The organism is Pseudomonas sp. R37(2017) (genome assembly GCF_002113375.1).
GTDB lineage: Bacteria > Pseudomonadota > Gammaproteobacteria > Pseudomonadales > Pseudomonadaceae > Aquipseudomonas.
Map to the genome: position 1 here is coordinate 71,579 of NZ_NEHO01000017.1, position 18,563 is coordinate 90,141.

At 60.5% G+C, this 18,563-nt stretch carries 16 protein-coding genes; 3 read left to right on the plus strand and 13 right to left on the minus strand.

Annotation, left to right across the window (positions count from 1 at the left end; genetic code table 11):
* Window positions 1-52: 52 nt before the first annotated feature.
* From CAG47_RS22715 to CAG47_RS22725, 3 genes are read left to right on the plus strand one after another with little or no spacing between them, the layout of a single operon-like run.
* Complete coding sequence (locus tag CAG47_RS22715) at window positions 53-1,156, plus strand: efflux RND transporter periplasmic adaptor subunit (RefSeq protein WP_085727625.1); 1,104 nt, start codon at window positions 53-55, stop codon at window positions 1,154-1,156.
* Window positions 1,153-2,217: an efflux RND transporter periplasmic adaptor subunit gene (locus CAG47_RS22720; protein ID WP_085727627.1), complete on the plus strand. Its 1,065-nt coding sequence runs from the start codon at window positions 1,153-1,155 to the stop codon at window positions 2,215-2,217. Before CAG47_RS22715 ends, CAG47_RS22720 begins: the two co-directional genes overlap by 4 nt.
* Entirely contained in the window at window positions 2,214-5,264 is a 3,051-nt protein-coding gene (locus tag CAG47_RS22725) for an efflux RND transporter permease subunit (protein ID WP_085727629.1), read from the plus strand. Before CAG47_RS22720 ends, CAG47_RS22725 begins: the two co-directional genes overlap by 4 nt.
* A gap of 99 nt (window positions 5,265-5,363) precedes the next feature.
* Here CAG47_RS22725 and CAG47_RS22730 read toward each other — a convergent pair whose 3' ends face one another.
* The 13 genes from CAG47_RS22730 to CAG47_RS22790 all read right to left on the minus strand — a co-directional run bounded on the left by CAG47_RS22730 (window position 5,364) and on the right by CAG47_RS22790 (window position 18,478).
* Complete coding sequence (locus CAG47_RS22730; RefSeq protein ID WP_085727632.1) at window positions 5,364-5,993, minus strand: bifunctional 2-polyprenyl-6-hydroxyphenol methylase/3-demethylubiquinol 3-O-methyltransferase UbiG; 630 nt, start codon at window positions 5,991-5,993, stop codon at window positions 5,364-5,366.
* Between the two features lie 158 nt (window positions 5,994-6,151).
* Window positions 6,152-6,490: a DUF6124 family protein gene (locus tag CAG47_RS22735; protein WP_085727633.1), complete on the minus strand. Its 339-nt coding sequence runs from the start codon at window positions 6,488-6,490 to the stop codon at window positions 6,152-6,154.
* Window positions 6,491-7,029: 539 nt separating this feature from the next.
* Window positions 7,030-7,674 (minus strand): methionine ABC transporter permease, encoded by a 645-nt coding sequence (locus tag CAG47_RS22740; RefSeq protein ID WP_085727635.1) that lies wholly within the window; start codon window positions 7,672-7,674, stop codon window positions 7,030-7,032.
* Window positions 7,664-8,785: a methionine ABC transporter ATP-binding protein gene (locus CAG47_RS22745; protein ID WP_085727637.1), complete on the minus strand. Its 1,122-nt coding sequence runs from the start codon at window positions 8,783-8,785 to the stop codon at window positions 7,664-7,666. The genes CAG47_RS22740 and CAG47_RS22745 overlap by 11 nt, the downstream gene beginning before the upstream one ends.
* Window positions 8,786-8,787: 2 nt before the next feature.
* Complete coding sequence (locus tag CAG47_RS22750; protein ID WP_085727639.1) at window positions 8,788-9,597, minus strand: MetQ/NlpA family ABC transporter substrate-binding protein; 810 nt, start codon at window positions 9,595-9,597, stop codon at window positions 8,788-8,790.
* A 131-nt stretch (window positions 9,598-9,728) separates the two neighbouring features.
* Entirely contained in the window at window positions 9,729-11,081 is a 1,353-nt protein-coding gene (locus CAG47_RS22755) for an LLM class flavin-dependent oxidoreductase (RefSeq protein ID WP_085727641.1), read from the minus strand.
* The gene (locus CAG47_RS22760) at window positions 11,082-12,275 is read right to left on the minus strand and encodes an SfnB family sulfur acquisition oxidoreductase (protein WP_085727643.1); all 1,194 of its coding nucleotides are present in this window, start codon (window positions 12,273-12,275) and stop codon (window positions 11,082-11,084) included. It abuts the gene before it with no gap.
* A 23-nt stretch (window positions 12,276-12,298) separates the two neighbouring features.
* Window positions 12,299-13,531: an SfnB family sulfur acquisition oxidoreductase gene (locus CAG47_RS22765; RefSeq protein ID WP_085727645.1), complete on the minus strand. Its 1,233-nt coding sequence runs from the start codon at window positions 13,529-13,531 to the stop codon at window positions 12,299-12,301.
* 232 nt (window positions 13,532-13,763) lie between these two features.
* Entirely contained in the window at window positions 13,764-14,528 is a 765-nt protein-coding gene (locus CAG47_RS22770; RefSeq protein ID WP_085727647.1) for a hypothetical protein, read from the minus strand.
* Between the two features lie 430 nt (window positions 14,529-14,958).
* Complete coding sequence (gene tcyN / locus CAG47_RS22775; protein ID WP_085727649.1) at window positions 14,959-15,714, minus strand: L-cystine ABC transporter ATP-binding protein TcyN; 756 nt, start codon at window positions 15,712-15,714, stop codon at window positions 14,959-14,961.
* Between the two features lie 4 nt (window positions 15,715-15,718).
* Window positions 15,719-16,384 (minus strand): cystine ABC transporter permease, encoded by a 666-nt coding sequence (gene tcyL / locus CAG47_RS22780; RefSeq protein WP_085727651.1) that lies wholly within the window; start codon window positions 16,382-16,384, stop codon window positions 15,719-15,721.
* Complete coding sequence (tcyJ, locus tag CAG47_RS22785) at window positions 16,384-17,184, minus strand: cystine ABC transporter substrate-binding protein (protein WP_085727653.1); 801 nt, start codon at window positions 17,182-17,184, stop codon at window positions 16,384-16,386. The genes tcyL and tcyJ overlap by 1 nt, the downstream gene beginning before the upstream one ends.
* Window positions 17,185-17,485: 301 nt before the next feature.
* The gene (locus tag CAG47_RS22790; RefSeq protein ID WP_085727655.1) at window positions 17,486-18,478 is read right to left on the minus strand and encodes a D-cysteine desulfhydrase; all 993 of its coding nucleotides are present in this window, start codon (window positions 18,476-18,478) and stop codon (window positions 17,486-17,488) included.
* Between the last annotated feature and the right edge of the window lie 85 nt (window positions 18,479-18,563).

Below are 18,563 nucleotides of genomic sequence, written 5' to 3' on the forward strand. Positions count from 1 at the left end.
TCTGTTCTAAGCTCTCTGTCGAGTTGTCCATAAAAAAGGCCAAGGAGTTTGCATGGCGGTTCCCGGATTAAAAGTAGTAATGGCCTTGAGTGTCGTCACCCTGCTAACGGCGTGCGAGGAGAAAAAGCCCGTGCAGGAATACCTGCCACGGGTATTCGTGCAGGTCGTCAAGCCAGCGGATTATTCGGCCTCGGTCACCCTCACCGGCGATATCCAGGCGCGGGTACAGACGGAGCTGTCCTTTCGTGTCGGCGGCAAGATCATTGAGCGCTCGGTTGACGTGGGGGATCGCGTGACCGCCAGGCAAGTGCTCGCCCGGCTCGACCCCAAGGATCTGCAGACCAACGTCGACTCGGCCCAGGCGCAAGTGGTCGCCGAACAGGCGCGGGTGACGCAGAGCGCGGCGGCATTCGTGCGTCAGCAAAAACTCCTGCCCAAGGGCTACACCAGCCAGAGCGAATATGACTCGGCCCAGGCCGCCTTGCGCAGCAGCCAGAGCGCCTTGAGCGCGGCCCAGGCGCAACTGGCCAATGCCAGGGACCAGTTGAGCTATACGGCGTTGATCGCCGATGCGCCGGGGATCATTACCCAGCGCCAGGCGGAAGTAGGCCAAGTGGTTCAGGCGACGATGCCGGTCTTCACCCTGGCCCGGGACGGCGACCGCGATGCGGTGTTCAACGTCTATGAATCGCTGCTGGCGGAGAAGCCCAGGGATGAAACCATTGTCCTGAGCCTGCTCGACAACCCTGCGATCAAAACCACTGGCACCGTGCGTGAAATCACTCCGTCGGTGTCGGCGCAATCGGGCACCGTGCAGGTCAAGGTCGGCCTCGACAGCCTGCCCGACGGCATGCAATTGGGCTCGGTGGTGAGCGCCACGGCCAGGGGATCGGGCAAACCGGTTATCGAGTTGCCGTGGTCGGCGCTGACCAAAAACATCAGTGAACCTGCTGTCTGGATTGTCGACGACAAGGGCAAGGCCCAGCTGCATACAGTGAAGGTCGGTCGCTATCTGACCGGCAAGGTCATCATCAGCGACGGGTTGAAGGAGGGGGACAAAGTCATCATTGCGGGCGGGCAGTTGCTGCACCCGGACATGGAAGTCGAGATTGCCGAAAACACTTACAAGGACCTGACGTGGGGAGCAAAGCCATGAAGCCTTTATGGGCGTTGTCCATCGGGCTGGTGCTGAGCGCCTGTTCCAAGAGCGAACCGCCGCCGACGCCGGTTCGGCCGGTGTTGTCGATCAAGGTTCAGACCTTGAACGAAGAGGACCTGGGCCGCTTCGCCGGCAGTATCCAGGCTCGCTATGAAAGCGATACCGGGTTCCGTGTGGGTGGACGAATCGCCAGCCGTAACGTCGATGTCGGCACCGAGGTGGCGCCGGGTACATTGCTCGCCACCCTTGACCCTTCGGATCAACAGAACCAATTGCGTTCGGCCCAGGGCGATCTGGCGAAAATCCAGGCGCAGCTGATCAACGCCAAGGCCACCGCCCAGCGTCAGCAAGCCTTGTTTGACCGCGGAGTCGGCGCGCAGGCGCAACTGGATGAAGCCAACACGAACCTGAAAACCACCCAGGCCTCTCTCGATCAGGCCCGGGCGACCGTCAACCAGAGCAAGGACCAACTGGGCTACACCGAGCTGCGCGTCGACCATAAAGCCGTGATCACCGCGTGGAACGCCGAGGCCGGGCAAGTGGTCTCGGCGGGTCAGCCAGTGGTGACCCTGGCGCAACCGGACATCAAGGAAGCGGTGATCGATCTGCCCGATACCCTGGTCGACCAACTGCCCAGCGATGTGGTGTTCCTGGTTGCGGCGCAACTCGATCCAGGCATCAAAACCACCGCGATCGTCCGTGAAATCGAGCCTCAGGCTCAAAGCGCCACACGCACACGTCGCGCCCGCCTGACCCTGGCCGAAACGCCAAGTGGCTTTCGCTTGGGCACCGCCATCAGCGTCACCCTGAGCTCGGCGATCAAGCCGCGCATCGAATTGCCGCTCACCGCGCTGCAGGAGGTCGATGGCAAGCCACGCATCTGGGTGATCGATGCACAGAGTAAAACCGTCTCCCCTCGTGACATCACCGTGGTCAGCCGCACCGACAGCACCGTGGTGCTGGCCGGCGGCGTGAAGAACGGCGAGCGAGTGGTCAGTGCCGGTGTCAACAGCCTCAAGCCGGGGCAACAAGTGAAAATCGACGAGGACAGTCAATGAAAGGGCCTTTCAACCTCTCGGAATGGGCCCTCAAGCATCAGTCGTTCATCTGGTATCTGATGTTCGTCGGGTTGCTGATGGGTGTGTTCTCGTACTTCAACCTGGGTCGCGAAGAAGACCCTTCGTTCACCATCAAGACCATGGTGATCCAGAGCAAATGGCCGGGGGCGAACCAGGAGGAAACCCTCAAGCAGATCACTGACCGGATCGAGAAAAAGCTCGAAGAGCTGGATTCTCTCGACTACGTGAAAAGCTACACGCGCCCCGGCGAGTCGACGGTGTATGTGTACCTGCGTGACACCACCAGTGCCAAGGACATTCCGGAAATCTGGTACCAGGTGCGCAAAAAGATCGCCGACATCAAATATCAGTTCCCGCAGGGCATACAGGGGCCGTCGTTCAACGATGAGTTCGGTGACGTCTTCGGGTCGGTCTATGCCTTCACCGCCGACGGCCTGACCATGCGCCAGTTGCGCGATTACGTGGAACAGGCCCGCATGGAAATTCGCGGGGTGCCGGGGCTGGGCAAAATTGAAATGATCGGCCAGCAGGACGAAGTGCTGTACCTGAACTTCTCCACGCGCAAACTCGCCGCGCTGGGCATCGATGAGCGTCAGGTGGTGCAGAGCCTGCAATCGCAGAACGCCGTGACCCCGGCGGGTGTCATCGAAGCCGGGCCGGAGCGGATTTCGGTGCGAACTTCAGGGAAGTTCGCTTCGGAGAAAGACCTGGCCGAGGTCAACCTCAAGCTCAACGACCGCTACTATCGTCTGGCCGACATTGCCGAAATCAGTCGCGGCTATGTCGATCCGTCCTCGCCGGAATTCCGCTACAACGGCAAACCGGCCATCGGCCTGGCGATTGCCATGCAGAGCGGTGGCAACGTCCAGGCGTTCGGCAAGGCTTTGCACGCCCGTATCGATCAGTTGACCGCCGACCTGCCGGTGGGGGTCGGCATCTATAACGTCTCCGACCAGGCCGTGGTGGTGGAAGAAGCCGTCGGCGGCTTTACCAGTGCCTTGTTCGAAGCGGTGGTGATCGTGCTGCTGGTCAGCTTCGTCAGCCTTGGCATGCGCGCCGGGCTGGTGGTGGCGTGCTCGATTCCGTTGGTGCTGGCCATGGTGTTCGTGTTCATGGAGTACAGCGGCATCACCATGCAGCGGATTTCCCTCGGTGCACTGATCATCGCCCTCGGCCTGTTGGTGGACGATGCGATGATCACCGTGGAGATGATGGTCACGCGCCTGGAGTTGGGTGATACCAAGGAGCAGGCCGCGACCTTCGCCTACACCTCCACGGCGTTCCCGATGCTTACCGGTACGCTGGTGACGGTGGCGGGCTTCGTGCCGATCGGCTTGAACGCCAGCTCTGCGGGTGAGTACACCTACACCCTGTTTGCGGTGATTGCCTGCGCGATGCTGGTGTCATGGGTGGTGGCGGTACTGTTTGCGCCGGTGATCGGCGTGCACATTCTCAGCGCCAACGTGAAACCCCACGAAGGCGAACCCGGGCGCATTGGCAAGGCGTTCAACGGCGGGCTGCTGTGGTGCATGCGCAATCGCTGGTGGGCCATCGGCATTACGGTGCTGTGTTTTGTGCTGGCGGTGTTCTGCATGCGCTACGTGCAAAACCAGTTCTTCCCGTCTTCGGATCGCCCGGAAATCCTGGTGGACCTGAACCTGCCGCAAAACGCCTCGATCGACGAAACCCGCCGGGCCGTCGATCGTCTCGAAGCCACGCTCAAGGACGATCCGGACATCGTGCGCTGGAGCACCTACATCGGTCAGGGCGCCATCCGTTTCTATCTGCCACTGGACCAGCAACTGCAAAACCCGTTCTACGCGCAGTTGGTGATCGTCAGCAAAGGCCATTCCCGCGACGCCATGATGCAGAAGCTCAGCGAGCGCTTGCGCAACGACTTCGTCGGCATCGGCGGTTATGTCCATGCACTGGAAATGGGCCCGCCGGTAGGGCGTCCGATCCAGTACCGGGTCAGCGGCAAGGACATCGACCAGGTCCGCCGCCATGCCATCGACCTGGCCACCGAGCTGGACAAGAACCCGCACATCGGCGAAATCATCTACGACTGGAACGAACCGGGCAAAGTGCTGCGCATCGACATCGCCCAGGACAAGGCGCGGCAGTTGGGGTTGTCTTCCGAGGATGTGGCCAACCTGATGAACAGCATCGTCAGCGGCCAGACGGTGACCCAGGTCGATGACGACATTTACCTGATCAACGTCGTCGGTCGTGCGGTGGATTCCGAACGCGGTACGCCGGAGACCCTGCAGAACCTGCAAATCGTCACGCCGAGCGGCACGTCGATTCCGCTGCTGGCGTTCGCCACGGTGCGCTACGAACTGGAACAACCGCTGGTGTGGCGTCGCGATCGCCTGCCGACCATCACCATCAAGGCGGCGATACGCGACGAGATCCAGCCGACGGACCTGGTGAAAATCCTCAAGCCGTCCATCGACGACTTCGCTGCCAGATTGCCGGCGGGCTACAAGGTCGCCACAGGGGGTACGGTGGAGGAAAGCGGCAAGGCCCAAGGGCCGATTGCCAAGGTTGTGCCGCTGATGCTGTTTCTGATGGCGACCTTCCTGATGATCCAGTTGCACAGCGTGCAGAAGCTGTTCCTGGTGGCCAGCGTCGCGCCGCTGGGGCTGATCGGCGTGGTCCTGGCGCTGGTGCCTACCGGTACGCCAATGGGCTTCGTGGCGATCCTCGGGATTCTGGCGTTGATCGGCATCATCATTCGTAACTCGGTGATCCTGGTGACCCAGATCCACGAGTACGAGGAGAAGGGCTATACGCCGTGGGATGCGGTGGTGCAGGCCACCGAGCATCGTCGTCGGCCGATCCTGCTGACCGCGGCGGCGGCGAGCATGGGGATGATCCCGATCGCGCGGGAAGTGTTCTGGGGGCCGATGGCCTACGCAATGATCGGCGGGATCGTCATCGCCACCTTGCTGACGCTGCTGTTTTTGCCGGCGCTGTATGTGGCCTGGTACAAGATTCGCGAGCCGAAGAAGGACACTGTTTAAAAAGCGAGCGCTTCGCGCTCATCGCGAGCAGGCTCGCTCCTACAGGTTGACCGCGATCCTCTGTAGGAGCGAGCCTGCTCGCGATGGCGTCCGAATTGACTACACAGTCTTACGCCAGACACTCGCCAACCAAGGCTGCTGCTCCCGCGGCAGCCCTGTCGGCCGGTAGTAATGCTCAAGCTCCACAAACCCCGCCTCGACCAACAATTGCTGCCAGGCCGCCAGGTCGTGGTATGACCCATAACGCGGCCCGTTCCAGCCTTCCTGATTCTCGCCACGGGGATTGGAGCTGAACAACACGCCACCCGGCTTCAATGCATCGCGCAACTGCCGCAACACCCGTGGCAACTCCTGACGCGGCACATGAAACAGCACCGCATTGGCAAAAATCCCGTCGAAGCGTTCAGCCGGCAGGGCGAGCTTCAAGAAGTCCTGTTGCCACACCTCGCAACCGCTATCGTCTCGCGCCATCTGCGCAAACTTTTCCGAACCGTCCAGGCCGACCGCCTTGTGGCCCATGCGGGTGAAGGTTTGCAGATCGCGCCCCGGCCCGCAGCCGAAGTCGAGAATGTCGAACGGCGCCTGGCCCTGAATGTGCCGCAACAGTGCATCGATGTTCTGGCTGACATCGTGATCGCGGGTGCCTTCACGAAAACTTTCCGCCGTCGCGTTGTAGTGACCCAGGGTCGTGGCGGTGATCTGTTCGAGGTCGTCGGGTGTTTGCTTCATGGTCGGGCTGCGCGGGCAATTTGGATTTAGCGAATATACGCCATGACGCCGGGGGCTGCTGCGCAGCCCATCGCGAGCGTGCTCGCTCCTACAGGTATACGCGATCAACTGTAGGAGCGAGCATGCTCGCGATGGCAATATCCCTGACAAAAGAAAACTCAGCCCTTTTTCATCCCCAAACACTCAATGGAGTGATCCACCATCGCCTTGGCAATCTCCAGCAAATGCCAGATCGAGTACACCATCGCCCGGTCGGCGCCCTTGAGTTGATCGCCACACTGATAGGCCGTGACCGAAGCACAACGCAGCAGGTCGGCGACATAGAGTTGGGTGTCTTCGAAGCTCACGTCCTTGCTGACGTTGTAGAAGCGCAGTTCATCGGGTCGGGTGGGTTGATCGCCGGTCAGGTAGAAATCGATGGCGCGGTAGAGCGCGGATCGATCCTTGGTTTCGTTGGCGGGATTTTCGGGAGGTGGATCGGGTACGGATTTTTCCATGATTTACTCCTATTGCTGAAAGGAGCCATCACTTACCGCCTACTAAACGATTGGGTGGTGGCTGTGCGCAGGTAGTAGGCCGGTCAATAGGAAAACCGGTGCATCCGAAGATGCCCCACGCACAGCTACCATATCTTGCATGCGGCAAAAATCGCCGAACATGAGCATGGAATTGCTATGCGCCTATTGTTCCGGGCTACTAAACCCGATCACTGATGAGCAGTGACGGACCGAGACTAGCCAGCGGATTTGGCAGGCGCAAGCGAGCGAAATGATCTAGGAAATGTCCTGCAAAGGAAAGGGAAGCGGCCTGCGGAAGCGCTGATTTTCCTGTACGAAAATTTCCCTCTTGGCGTCGATGATTACCTGTGGCGAGGGGGCTTTGTGGCGAGGGGGCTTGCCCCCGTTGGGGCGCGAAGCGGCCCTAAAACCATTCAATGAGGTGTATCAGTAAAAACGAGGTCGCTGGTTTTACGACTGCTACGCAATCGAACGGGGGCAAGCCCCCTCGCCACAAAAGCAAGGTGACGTTCAGCTCGTCAGCGTTTGTTCAGGCCCCGAGCCAACCGATCCCCACCCAACTGAATCACCGCCACCAACGCCACCAGCAACACAATCACCGTCAGCATGATCTGGCTATCAAACCGCTGATACCCATACCGGTAGGCAATGTCTCCCAACCCGCCCGCGCCAATCGCCCCGGCCATGGCCGATGAGTTGATCATGGTCACCAGGGTGATGGTGAACCCGCCGACAATCCCCGGCAGCGCTTCGGGCAACAACACGTGCCAGACGATGTGCCCGCGTCGGCAGCCCATGGCTTGCGCCGCTTCGATCAAACCATGGTCGACCTCGCGCAAGCTGACCTCGGCAATGCGCGCAAAAAACGGCGTGGCGGCGATGGTCAGCGGCACCACGGCAGCCCACACGCCGTACGTGGTTCCGACCAGAAGCCGGGTGAACGGTATCAAGGCGACCATCAGAATCAGGAACGGAATCGAGCGGAACAAGTTCACGAACGCACCCAAAACGCGGTTCAGCGCCGGAGCTTCGTAGATGCCGCCCTTGGAACTGGTGACCAGGATCACCGCCAGCGGAATGCCCGCCAACAATGCAATCAGCGACGACACACCGACCATCAGGAACGTGTCGATAAAGCCCTGCAGCAAACGATCAAACCACATAACCCAATACCTCCACCTGTTGCGCCCAATGGCCGGCGCGTTGACGCAATTGCTCGGCAGTAAGAGTCGAGCCGGTCACTGCCAGCAGCAGTTGCCCAAGCGCATGCCCCTGTATCCGTTCCACGCCGCCTTGCAGCAAGCGCACGCGGCCTCCGAGGGCGCTGAACAGCGCCGCCAGGTCCGGTTCGTCGCGTTGGCTGCCGGTGAACTGCAAGCGCAGGACCACGGCAGCGTCTGCGGACGTTGGCTGCGGCTGCAAACGGCTCTGCAGTTCTTTGGGCAATGCGTGTTGCAATGGCGCAAGCAGCGTCTTGCTGACCTCGTGCTGTGGATTGCCGAAGACCTCCCATACCGGGCCTTGTTCGACGATGCGCCCGTGTTCGAGGACGACCACGCGATCACAGATCTCACGGATCACTGCCATCTCGTGTGTGATCAAAACGATGGTCAGCCCAAGGCGTTGATTGATCTCGCGCAGCAAGCCGAGGATCGATTGGGTGGTCTCCGGGTCGAGCGCCGAGGTGGCTTCGTCGCACAACAGGATCTGCGGGTCATGCACCAGCGCCCGGGCAATGCCCACGCGTTGTTTCTGCCCGCCGGACAATTGCGCCGGGTAGGCCTTGTGTTTGGCTTGCAAGCCGACCAGTTCCAGCAGTTCACGGACTTTGCGCTCGCGTTGTTCCTTGGGCACGCCAGCGACTTTCAACGGCAGCTCGACGTTCTGCCAAACGGTCTTGGCCGACATCAGGTTGAAGTGCTGGAAGATCATGCCGATGCGCCGACGCAGCGCCACCAGGCGGTCTTCGTCGAACTCGCCGATGTCCACCTGATCGATCAGTACCCGACCGCTGCTCGGTTGTTCCAGGCGGTTGATGGTGCGGATCAGCGATGACTTGCCGGCGCCGCTGCGACCGATGATGCCGAACACTTCGCCGCGCTGGATCGCCAGGTCGATGCCCTGCAACGCGGCCACCGGTCCTTGCTGGCCGTTGTAGGTTTTGCCCAGGCCGATGAAGCGGACGTGGGCATGGTTGAGTTCGGGATGCAGCTCGGTTTGCTCGGCGCTTTGCGGCTCTGGAGTCTCCAGTCGCCGTTGGATGGCGGCGCTCATGTTCAGCTTTCCCAGCCGGCTTGATAGAGCTTGCCGTGAGCTTTATCCAACGCGGCGCGCACCGCGGGTGAGTGCTGGTAGATGTCGACGAACTTGATCAGGCGCGGATCGGTTTTGCTCTTGGGCTGGATCACGAACTGGATCACGTATTCCTTGTGATCGAGCCCGTCGAACAGCAGCGCGGAGCCCGCATCGAAGGTTTTCGACAAGCGAATGTAGGCGGGGTAGCCCTGCACCAGATCGGCATCGTCATAGGCGCGTACCAGTTGCACGGCTTCGACCTGGAGGATCTTGATGTGCTTCGGGTTGGCGATGATGTCTTCTTCGGTGGCCTTGTAGCCGACGCCGGGCTTGAGGGTGATCAGGCCGGCCTTGGCCAGCAGTTGCAAGCCACGACCGCTGTTGATCGGATCGTTGGCGATGGCCACGCTGGCGCCTTGCGGCAGTTCGTCGAAGCTTTTGTATTTCTTCGAGTAGAGGCCGACGTTGTTGATGATGCCCGGCGCGAATGGCACCAGGTCGAAACCTGACGCAGCCTTGGCGTTTTCCAGGAACGGGATGTGCTGGAAATAGTTCACGTCGATGTCACCGGAGGCGAGGCTCACGTTCGGCGCGATCCAGTCGGTAAACTCCACCAGCTCGACTTTCAGGCCTTGTTTGCCGGCTTCTTCGACCGCTGCTTCCAGGGGGATGGCGAAGGCGGCAGTGGTGCCGATTTTCAGGGGCGCGTCGGCGGCGAAGGTCACCGAGCTGAACAGGCCGAGGGCCAGGGCCAGTGCTTTGACTGGGTGAGAGAGGTAGTGCTTTTTCATGATCAGGTTTTCCAGTCAGTGCATTGAGTTTGTGGTGTCTGTTTGGGGCTTATCGCGAGCGTGCTCGCTCCTACAGGGTTTTTGAGAACGCCTGGGATCTACTGTAGGAGCGAGCATGCTCGCGATGCTTTCTAGCGGCGGTAACCCGAGCCGGAATGTTGCGGAGGTAACTGCGCCCCTTCGCGAAACAGCTTTTCGCGCAAGGTGCCGCTGTCGTACGCGGTCTTGTAGGAGCCCCGCCGTTGCAACTCGGGGATCACCAGCTCGATGAAGTCCTCATAGCTTTCCGGCGTGACGATGCGGGTCAGGTTGAAGCCGTCCAGTCCGGTTTCGGCGATCCACGATTCCAGCTCATCGGCCACTTGCTGCGGTGAACCGACCACGGTGATGTAGCGACCGCCGAGGGCGTGTTGTTCGAGCAGTTTGCGCCGGGTCCAGTCGTTGTTTTGCAGGTGTTTAGTGGCGGACTGGATCGCGTTGCTCTTGACGTACTGGATCGGTTCGTCGATTTCATACTGAGAAAAATCGATCCCGGTGGACGCCGAAAAGTGCGCCACGCCGGCCTCGGCACTGGCGTAGCTCAGGTATTCGGCGTGCTTGGCCCAGGCCAGCTCCTCGGTGGCGCCGACGATCACGTTCAGCCCCATGAACACCTTGATGTCCTCGGGATTGCGCCCGGCTTCGACGGCACTGGCGCGCACCTTGTCTACCTGCGCCCTGGTCGATGCCTTGGTCTGGCCACTGATGAACACGCACTCGGCATGCCGCCCGGCGAACAGCATGCCGCGATCCGAGCTGCCGGCCTGGAACAGCACAGGCGTGCGTTGTGGCGAGGGTTCGCAGAGGTGATAACCCTCGACCTGATAGAACTCGCCCTTGTGTTCGACCTTGTGCACTTTCTCAGGCGAAGCGTAGATCCGCTGCTGCGGATCGTTGAGCACCGCGTCGTTTTCCCAGCTGCCCTCCCAGAGTTTGTAGAGCACCTCCAGGTACTCGTCGGCCTGGTCGTAACGACGGTCATGTTCAACCTGTTCGCTCAGACCCATGGCCTTGGCGGCGCTGTCGAGATAGCCGGTAACGATGTTCCAGCCGACACGCCCGCGGCTCAGGTGATCCAGCGTCGACAGGCGGCGGGCGAACAGATAGGGCGCTTCGTAGGTGAGGTTGGCGGTCAGGCCGAAACCGAGGTTTCGGGTGACAGCCGCCATGGCCGAGACCAGCAATAGTGGGTCGTTGACCGGTAGCTGGATCGACTCCTTGAGCGGCACGTCCAGCGAATTCCGGTAGACGTCGTAGACCCCGACGATGTCGGCGATGAACAGGCCGTCGAACAGGCCGCGCTCCAGCAATTGCGCCAGTTCGGTCCAGTATTCGAGGGTGTTGTACCGGGTCGAGTTGTCCCGTGGATGAGTCCACAGGCCATGGTTGATGTGCCCGATGCAGTTCATGTTGAACGCGTTGAGCAGGATCTTCTTCTTGGCCATTCAGATGGTCCCCCGCAGTGGCGGGTTTTCATCGTTGAGGTAGTAATGACCGACGGCGTGATACTTCCAGCGCACCGGGTCGTGCAGGGTGTGCACCCGGGCGTTGCGCCAGTGACGGTCGAGACCATGTTCGCTCAAGGTCGCCTGGCTGCCGGCCAGTTCGAACAGCGTGCTGCCGGCGGCCAGGGAGATTTCGGTGCTGAGGGCGCGGACCTCGGCGACGGCGATCGACGCGGCCGCGACAGTCTCGGCGTTCGTGTCGGCCTGGGCCTTGTCGAGGTATTCGCCCGCACGTTCCAGCAGGGCCTCGGCGGCGTGCAGGCGAATGCTCAGGTGGCCGAAGCTCTTGAGGGTCAGTGGGTCGTCCGTGGCTTTTTCATGGGTGGCGTCGATCCACGGCCGGGTTTTCGTGCGCACGAAGTGCAGTGCATCTGCAAAGGCGGCGCGGGCGATGCCGGTGTCGATTGCAGCGTGAAGAATCTGCGCCAGCGGGCCGACCGGGGTCGGACGCTCGAAGGCGCTTTGAAACGGGAGGACATCTTGCGATGCGACATAGACGTCTTCGAACACCACCGAACCGCTGCCGGTAGTGCGCTGTCCGAAGCCGCTCCAGTCGTCGATCACGGTCAGACCCTTGCTGTCGCGTGGGACGAACGCCAGTTGCTGCACGCCGTTTTCATCCACGACCGAAGTGGGAATGCGCTGGGCGTAGATCGCACCCGTGGCGTAGAACTTGCGACCATTGATGCGATAGCCGTTGCCGTCGCGCGTCAGGCGGGTGACGCGATCGTGTGCGGTTTTGGTGCCAAGTTCGGCGAGGGCATTACCGAAGCGCTGGCCGGCCAGTACTTCGGCATAAAGACGTTTTTTCTGCTCGGGGTTGCCGTTCACGCGCAGCACTTCGAGGGCGTAGAAATGGTTCTGTGGAATCTGCCCCAGTGAGCCGTCGGCCTGGGCAATCAAGGCGATCACCTTGGCCAGGGTGACGTTGGAAACGCCGGCGCCGCCATACTCTTTCGGCACGCTGATGCCCCACAGGCCCGAGCGGGAAAATGCCTCCAGTTCCGGGTGTGGCAAGCGGCGTTCGCGGTCGCGCAGGGCGCTGTCGCGTTTGAAGTCTTCGGCCAGGTCGCTGGCGACGATCAGGGCTTGTTCATCGCTGGTGATGACCGCGACGTGCTGAGAACTTGTCATGTGTTTCTCCAGATGTCTGGTCATCAGATCCAGGAATGCCGGGCCGGCAGCGTGCCGTTGAGGCGATAGGCACCGATGGCGTGATATTTCCAGCGCACCGGATCGTGCAGGGTGTGCACCCGGGCGTTGCGCCAGTGACGGTCGAGGTTGAATTCGGCGAGGGTCGCGCGGCTGCCGGCCAGTTCGAACAGCTTTTCGCTGGCCAGCAACGAGATCTCGGTGGTCAGCACCTTGGCTTCGGCCACGGCGATCGAGGCGCGGGCGGCGGACTCGGCGGTGAGCGGCGCGGCGCTGACTTCATCGAGCACTTGCCCGGCCTTGCGCAGCAGGGCTTCGGCGGCGTGCAATTCGATTTTCAGCTTGCCGATATCGGCGATCACGTACAGATCATCGCTGGCCCGTTCGACATTGGCGTCGATCCACGGCCGGGCGCGGGTTTTCACGAAGTCGATGGCGTCGTCGATGGCGCCTCGGGCGATACCTGCATCGATGGCCGCTTGAATCAATTGGGAGACAGCGCCCTGGATGTTCGGCGTGTCGTTGATCCGCCAGTTATCCACAACCAGTTCGGCTTCGACCTGCACGTTGTTGAGCAAAATCGTGCCGCTGGCGGTGGTGCGCTGGCCAAAGCCGGACCAGTCATCGACGATGCGCAATCCCGGCGTGCCGCGACGGATGAATGCCAGCACTTGTTTGCCGTCGTCGTTCAATGCCTTGACCGCGACCCAATGGGCGAACAGGGCACCGGTGGAGTAGAACTTCTGGCCGTTGAGGACGCCATCGGCGCTGAGGCGTGCCTTCAGTTCCAGGGTGTTGCCGGTGCCGCGTTCAGGCCCGGCATTGCCGATGCGCCAGCCCTCGAGGACGCTTTTGAACAGGTGTCTTTTCTGCGCTTCGGTGGCACTGCCGAGTATCAGGTTAAGAATGCCGAACTGGTTTTGCGGGATCTGTCCGAGCGCCGGGTCGGCGGCGGAAATGATCGCGAAGACCTTGGCCAGGGTGACGAACGAAACCTGCGGACCACCGTACTCGCGGGGGATGGAAATGCTGCCCAGGCCGCTGCGGGTGAACTGTTCGATTTCAGACCATGGGAGCTTGCGCTGCCGGTCACGTTTGTCGGCGTGCAGGCGCGCGACTTGCGCCAGTTCGTGGGCCGCCTTGATGGCTTGAGCATCGTTGCGCAGGATTTTTGCGGGCAACAACAAGGGGGCGATGTCCAGGTCACTCTGGACGATTGCATCTGCCAGACTGGACATCAGCGCCGCTCCCTGGCTGCACGCAATGCCCTGGCGATCTGCACTGGGGTGATTGTGTTCCGGACCATACCTACCTCACATCTCATGGAAGCGCCGCGTGTGGCGGCGCATGAAAACAAGAATGTCCGGTGGTCCGGTTTATATACCCTAAGCGTGTATAAATATTTTTTGAACTAACTTTTAGGAATATACATAGAAGGATGATCCCGCTGCTGTGAGCGCCCCCCTGTATTCATTGCTTGCGGGATTCGGTTGCCTTGAGCACTTTTTTCGAGGGGACTTTCAGATAAGGATTGGCGCAACCGATCTGCAGCGTACGGGCCGGTGCCCAGCGGGAATTGTTGCCCACCCGGTCGAGAATGCAGTACGTCACTTCCAGCCTCAGGTCTTCGCCGGCTTCGAGGATGATGGCCGGCGGTACCCAGACCTGGATTGGTTGGCCCACATTGGCGGACTTGAGCTTTGGCAGATCCATGCGCACATCGCCCCAGCGCAGTGTGATTTCGTCGTCGACGGCCATGTTCAAATACGGCTCGATGGTCAAGGGCACGCCGCGTTTGACCTGGCTCGGATTGACCCCCTGACGGCGAATCGCCTCGGGAATGCCCACCGGCGCCAGGCACTGGTTTTCATCGCCGCATAGCGCGGAGGGTTGGCCGCCTGGGCAATCGAGTTTGATCTGCACGTTGCAGCTGGCCGATATCGCCGGGCCCAGGCCAACCTGCATGATCCGGTAGTGAATGCGCGAAGTACCGTTGGCGACAAAACTTTCAGGCACCCGCAGTTGCACCGGTCGCCCGACATCATTGGCCGTCAGCACGCGGGAGGCCACGTAGCAGTTGTCCCAGAACAGTTCGATCAGGTCGCCTGCGTCCATGGTGGGGTAGGGTGGCACGTCGATCAGCAGATGCGCAGCGCAAGTGACGTTGATGGCGGTCTTGTTGGATTGCGCCAGGGTCGGGGCGCAAAGCCCGGATTTGTTCGGGGTGCTGTTCATGAAGTCTCCTTGAAGTCTTGCAACGAAGTCCGTTTCTGGCATATCAAAAACAAAAGCTCGAATAGAAGAAACACTCATTGACAATGATTCAAACGTGAAGAGAGTTGTTGGCTGGGGACTAGATAAAAGTTGGATGGATCAAGTGTCAATCAGATTTATTAGTAATAGAGGGTATAGGGTTTTATTCAGAAAGCTCCTACGGTTTCAAGTAAATAAACCATGCCTGTTTGTCGAGTTTTTCTGCTGAAAGCCCAGCGTTATAGGCGGATTTGCACAAATCCTCGGCTCCGCTTTGCAGTAAGCATGTATGTGCCGCGCATGCGTGCAAAGCAGGCATGTCGAGCAAAAGAGTCTGGGTTGGTAATAATGAGAGATATTTGAAGAGCGGTAACTTCCATCCATGGAAGTTTGCCGTTGTTGCGTAGGGTTGTTAGTTGTGAGCGTTGTTCAGGAATTTGCTCAGGAACTGTTTGGTCCGTTCTTCTTTCGGATTGGCAAACAACGCCTTCGCTTCGCCTTGCTCGACGATCACGCCCTTGTCGAAAAACACCACGCGATTGGCCACGTCCCGGGCGAAACCCATTTCGTGGGTGACGATCACCATGGTGCGCTTCTCTTCGGCGAGGCCGCGGATGGTCGCCAGCACCTCACCCACCAGTTCCGGGTCGAGGGCCGAGGTTGGCTCGTCGAACAGGATCACTTCCGGTTCCATCGCCAGCGCCCGGGCAATCGCCACACGCTGTTGCTGGCCGCCGGAGAGGCGACGCGGGTAAGCGTCCTCCTTGCCCGCCAGGCCAACCTTGGCCAGGAGCTTTTTACCCAGGGTAACGGCGTCGGCGTGCGGGGTCTTCTTGACCACGGTCGGGCCTTCGATGACGTTTTCCAGCGCCGTGCGATGGGGGAACAGGTTGAAGTTCTGGAACACGAAGCCCACATGCTGGCGCAAACGGCGCACCAGGCTCTGCTGCTGGTTCAGGGGACGGCTGGTATCGATCTCGATATCGCCGACCTTGATCCGGCCGCTGGTGGGTTCCTCCAGAAAATTCAGGCAACGCAGGAAGGTGGTCTTGCCCGAACCGCTGGGGCCGATGATCGCCACCACCTCGCCTTCCTTGACCTCAAGATCGATGCCCTTGAGCACGACTTGACCCTTGAACTGCTTTGTCAGTTTTTCCACGACAATCATGGGGTCAGGACTCCTGGTCGTGCCGATTGACCCGTGCTTCCAACTGGTTCTGCAGGTGCGACAGCACCGTGGCCAGAATCCAGTAGATCAGCGCGGCGGCAAGATACATGGTGAAGACTTCGAAAGTCCGGGCGGTAATCAGTTGCGCCTGACGGAACAGCTCCGGCACCTGGATGGTAGCGGCCAGCGCCGTGTCCTTGACCAGTGAAATGAAGCTGTTGCCCAGCGGTGGCAATGCGGTGCGCATTGCCTGCGGCAGGATGGCCCGGCGCAGGGTCTGCGCGCGGGTCATGCCGATACTGGCAGCGGCTTCCCACTGGCCGCGTTCGATCGAACCGATCGCGGCGCGCAGGATTTCACAGGCATAGGCGGCCATGTTCAGCGAGAAACCGATCAGGGCCGCCGGCAGCGGATCAAGCTCCATACCCAATTGCGGCAAGCCGTAATAGATCACGAACAGTTGCACCAGCAACGGCGTGCCGCGAAAGAACGACACGTAGATGCGGGCCAGCCAACTGACCGATTTGAAGCGAGACAGGCGCATCAGCGCCAGGCCGAACCCCATTACCAGGCCGAAGAACATCCCGCCCAGGCTGAGGATGACGGTGTAATACGCGCCCTTGAGCAGAAAGGGCGCGGAGTCCAGTGCGAGTTGGAAAGCTGCTTCCATTATTTGGTGACGTCAGCTTGGAAGTACTTTTCCGAGATCTTTGCCAGGGTGCCGTCGGCACGCAGCTCGTCGAGGGCCTTGTTCACGGCAGCCAGCAGTTCCGGCTCGCCCTTGCGCAGGGCAATACCGGATTCCTGGCGGGAGAACGCCTGGCCGGCAGCGACGGTTTTCGGTGCTTTCTTGGCGTATTCAAGAGCGGCCAGGCGGTCGATCAGGATGGCGTCGGTACGGCCGTTGTTCAGGTCTGCGAACTTGGTCGGATCATCGTCATAGGTGCGCACGTCGGCACCCGGCACGTTGGCTCTCACCCATTGTTCGTAGTTGGTGCCAAGGCCCACACCGACTTTCTTGCCGGACAGGTCAGCGGCGGTCTTGATGTTCAGCGCGGCTTCCTTGTCCTTCAGCACCAGCGCCTGAATTCCGGAAATGGTGTACGGCTCGGAGAAGTCATACTTCTTCTTGCGTTCGTCGGAGATGGTCACCTGGTTGACCACTACGTCCAGACGCTTGGATTCCAGGGCGGCGAGGATGCCGTCCCACTTGGTTGGCTGAATCTTGGCCTTGACGCCCAGCTTCTGGGCCAGGGCCTCGGAGAGCTCGACCTCGAAACCCGCAAGCTTGCCGTTTTCATCAACGAAACTGAACGGTGGGTAGGTGCCTTCCAGGCCGACGTTGATCACGCCTTTGTCCTTGATTTGTTGCAGTTGTTCACCGGCAACCGCCTGGCCGATCAGGCCGGCGCTCAGTGCCAGGCCCAGCGAGCCCACCAGCAGGTTGCGACGTAGTGCGGAAAAATTCATGACAAGCCCCTGTGTTTTCTTATGGAAGACGCTTAAGGAAAGTTGGCGAATTCGGGATTCGGACGACTGCGATATCCTGCCTTAAAGCAGCGTATGCGTCTCTCGCGAAATTCGCCTGTGGCATGACTATATGATGGCGTTTTTAGATTAGAAAATAATAATTAATATTCTGCTTATTCTACTTTGGAATATTTTAAGTTTTTTACTGTAGGAGCGAGCACGCTCGCGATGTTCGTCAACGATAACGCTGGCAACCTGACACCCCGCGGTGCCCTGTCGTCCATCGCGAGCCTGCTCGCTCCTACAGGAAGTCCTTGTAGGCAAACAACGCCGGTGCCCCACCGGTATGCAGGAAGATGATCGGGCCGTCGTCGAAACGCTGACGCCCGATCCCGTCCAGCAAGCCCGCCATGGCCTTGCCAGTGTAGACCGGGTCCAGCAGCAAGCCTTCGTGACCCGCCAGCAGTTTCACCGCCGCCAGCGTCCCGGCATTCGGCTCGCCATAACGTGGGGCGAAATACTCATCCCACAACTCGACCTTGAAAGCGTCCGGCAGGCTCACACCCAACAGCTCGGCGGTGCGTTCGGCCAGGCCTTGAACCTTTGGCCGCTGATCTTCATCGCTGCGCGAAACCGTCACGCCGATCACTGGCAGATCAGGCAGTGCTTCACTCAAGGCCAGGGCCAGACCGCTGTGGGTGCCGGCGCTGCCCGAGGCCAGGACGACAGCGGCGAAGGTCAGGCCGGTGTCCTTGATCTGCTCGGCCAGTTCCAGCCCTGCGCGCACATAACCCAGGGCGCCCAGCGCATTGGAGCCACCGATCGGCACCAGGTACGGCTTCTTGCCATTGCTGCGCAGTCGGCCCGCCAGGGCCTGCAATTGCTCATCGGCGTTGTCGAGGTTTTCCACCCGTTCGACCTTGGCATCGAACAGGTCGAGCAGCAGCCGGTTGCCGTTGCCGATGTAATTGCTGTCATCGGTGCCGAGGGGGTTTTCCAGAAGGGCGACGCAGCCCAGACCCAGTTTTGCCGCAATGGCCGCGGTCTGGCGTACGTGGTTCGATTGCAATGCGCCGGCGGTGATCAAGGTATCGGCACCCTGGGCCAGCGCATCGGCGGCCAGATACTCGAGTTTGCGCAGCTTGTTGCCCCCCATCGCCAGCGGCGTCAGGTCATCGCGCTTGACGTACAGGTCGCGGCCCAGCCAGGTCGACAGGCGTTCGAGTTTTTCCAGGGCGGTGGGTTGACCGAGCAGGTCGAGACGGTTAAAGCGGGCGAGCTGTTGTTTGATCATGGGTCCGTACTGGCCGTGGAAGATCTCAGGACTATAGGCAGGCCCAAAAGCCGGGGCAACCGCCAATCGCTTATAGCCAATCGGA

Excerpts from the sequence above, each read along its gene's own strand:
- CAG47_RS22715 (WP_085727625.1), top strand. The coding sequence starts at position 53 with ATGGCGGTTCCCGGATTAAAAGTAGTAATGGCCTTGAGTGTCGTCACC.
- CAG47_RS22720 (WP_085727627.1), top strand. The coding sequence starts at position 1,153 with ATGAAGCCTTTATGGGCGTTGTCCATCGGGCTGGTGCTGAGCGCCTGT.
- CAG47_RS22725 (WP_085727629.1), top strand. The coding sequence starts at position 2,214 with ATGAAAGGGCCTTTCAACCTCTCGGAATGGGCCCTCAAGCATCAGTCG.
- CAG47_RS22730 (WP_085727632.1), bottom strand. The coding sequence starts at position 5,993 with ATGAAGCAAACACCCGACGACCTCGAACAGATCACCGCCACGACCCTG.
- CAG47_RS22735 (WP_085727633.1), bottom strand. The coding sequence starts at position 6,490 with ATGGAAAAATCCGTACCCGATCCACCTCCCGAAAATCCCGCCAACGAA.
- CAG47_RS22740 (WP_085727635.1), bottom strand. The coding sequence starts at position 7,674 with ATGTGGTTTGATCGTTTGCTGCAGGGCTTTATCGACACGTTCCTGATG.
- CAG47_RS22745 (WP_085727637.1), bottom strand. The coding sequence starts at position 8,785 with ATGAGCGCCGCCATCCAACGGCGACTGGAGACTCCAGAGCCGCAAAGC.
- CAG47_RS22750 (WP_085727639.1), bottom strand. The coding sequence starts at position 9,597 with ATGAAAAAGCACTACCTCTCTCACCCAGTCAAAGCACTGGCCCTGGCC.
- CAG47_RS22755 (WP_085727641.1), bottom strand. The coding sequence starts at position 11,081 with ATGGCCAAGAAGAAGATCCTGCTCAACGCGTTCAACATGAACTGCATC.
- CAG47_RS22760 (WP_085727643.1), bottom strand. The coding sequence starts at position 12,275 with ATGACAAGTTCTCAGCACGTCGCGGTCATCACCAGCGATGAACAAGCC.
- CAG47_RS22765 (WP_085727645.1), bottom strand. The coding sequence starts at position 13,531 with ATGTCCAGTCTGGCAGATGCAATCGTCCAGAGTGACCTGGACATCGCC.
- CAG47_RS22770 (WP_085727647.1), bottom strand. The coding sequence starts at position 14,528 with ATGAACAGCACCCCGAACAAATCCGGGCTTTGCGCCCCGACCCTGGCG.
- tcyN (WP_085727649.1), bottom strand. The coding sequence starts at position 15,714 with ATGATTGTCGTGGAAAAACTGACAAAGCAGTTCAAGGGTCAAGTCGTG.
- tcyL (WP_085727651.1), bottom strand. The coding sequence starts at position 16,384 with ATGGAAGCAGCTTTCCAACTCGCACTGGACTCCGCGCCCTTTCTGCTC.
- tcyJ (WP_085727653.1), bottom strand. The coding sequence starts at position 17,184 with ATGAATTTTTCCGCACTACGTCGCAACCTGCTGGTGGGCTCGCTGGGC.
- CAG47_RS22790 (WP_085727655.1), bottom strand. The coding sequence starts at position 18,478 with ATGATCAAACAACAGCTCGCCCGCTTTAACCGTCTCGACCTGCTCGGT.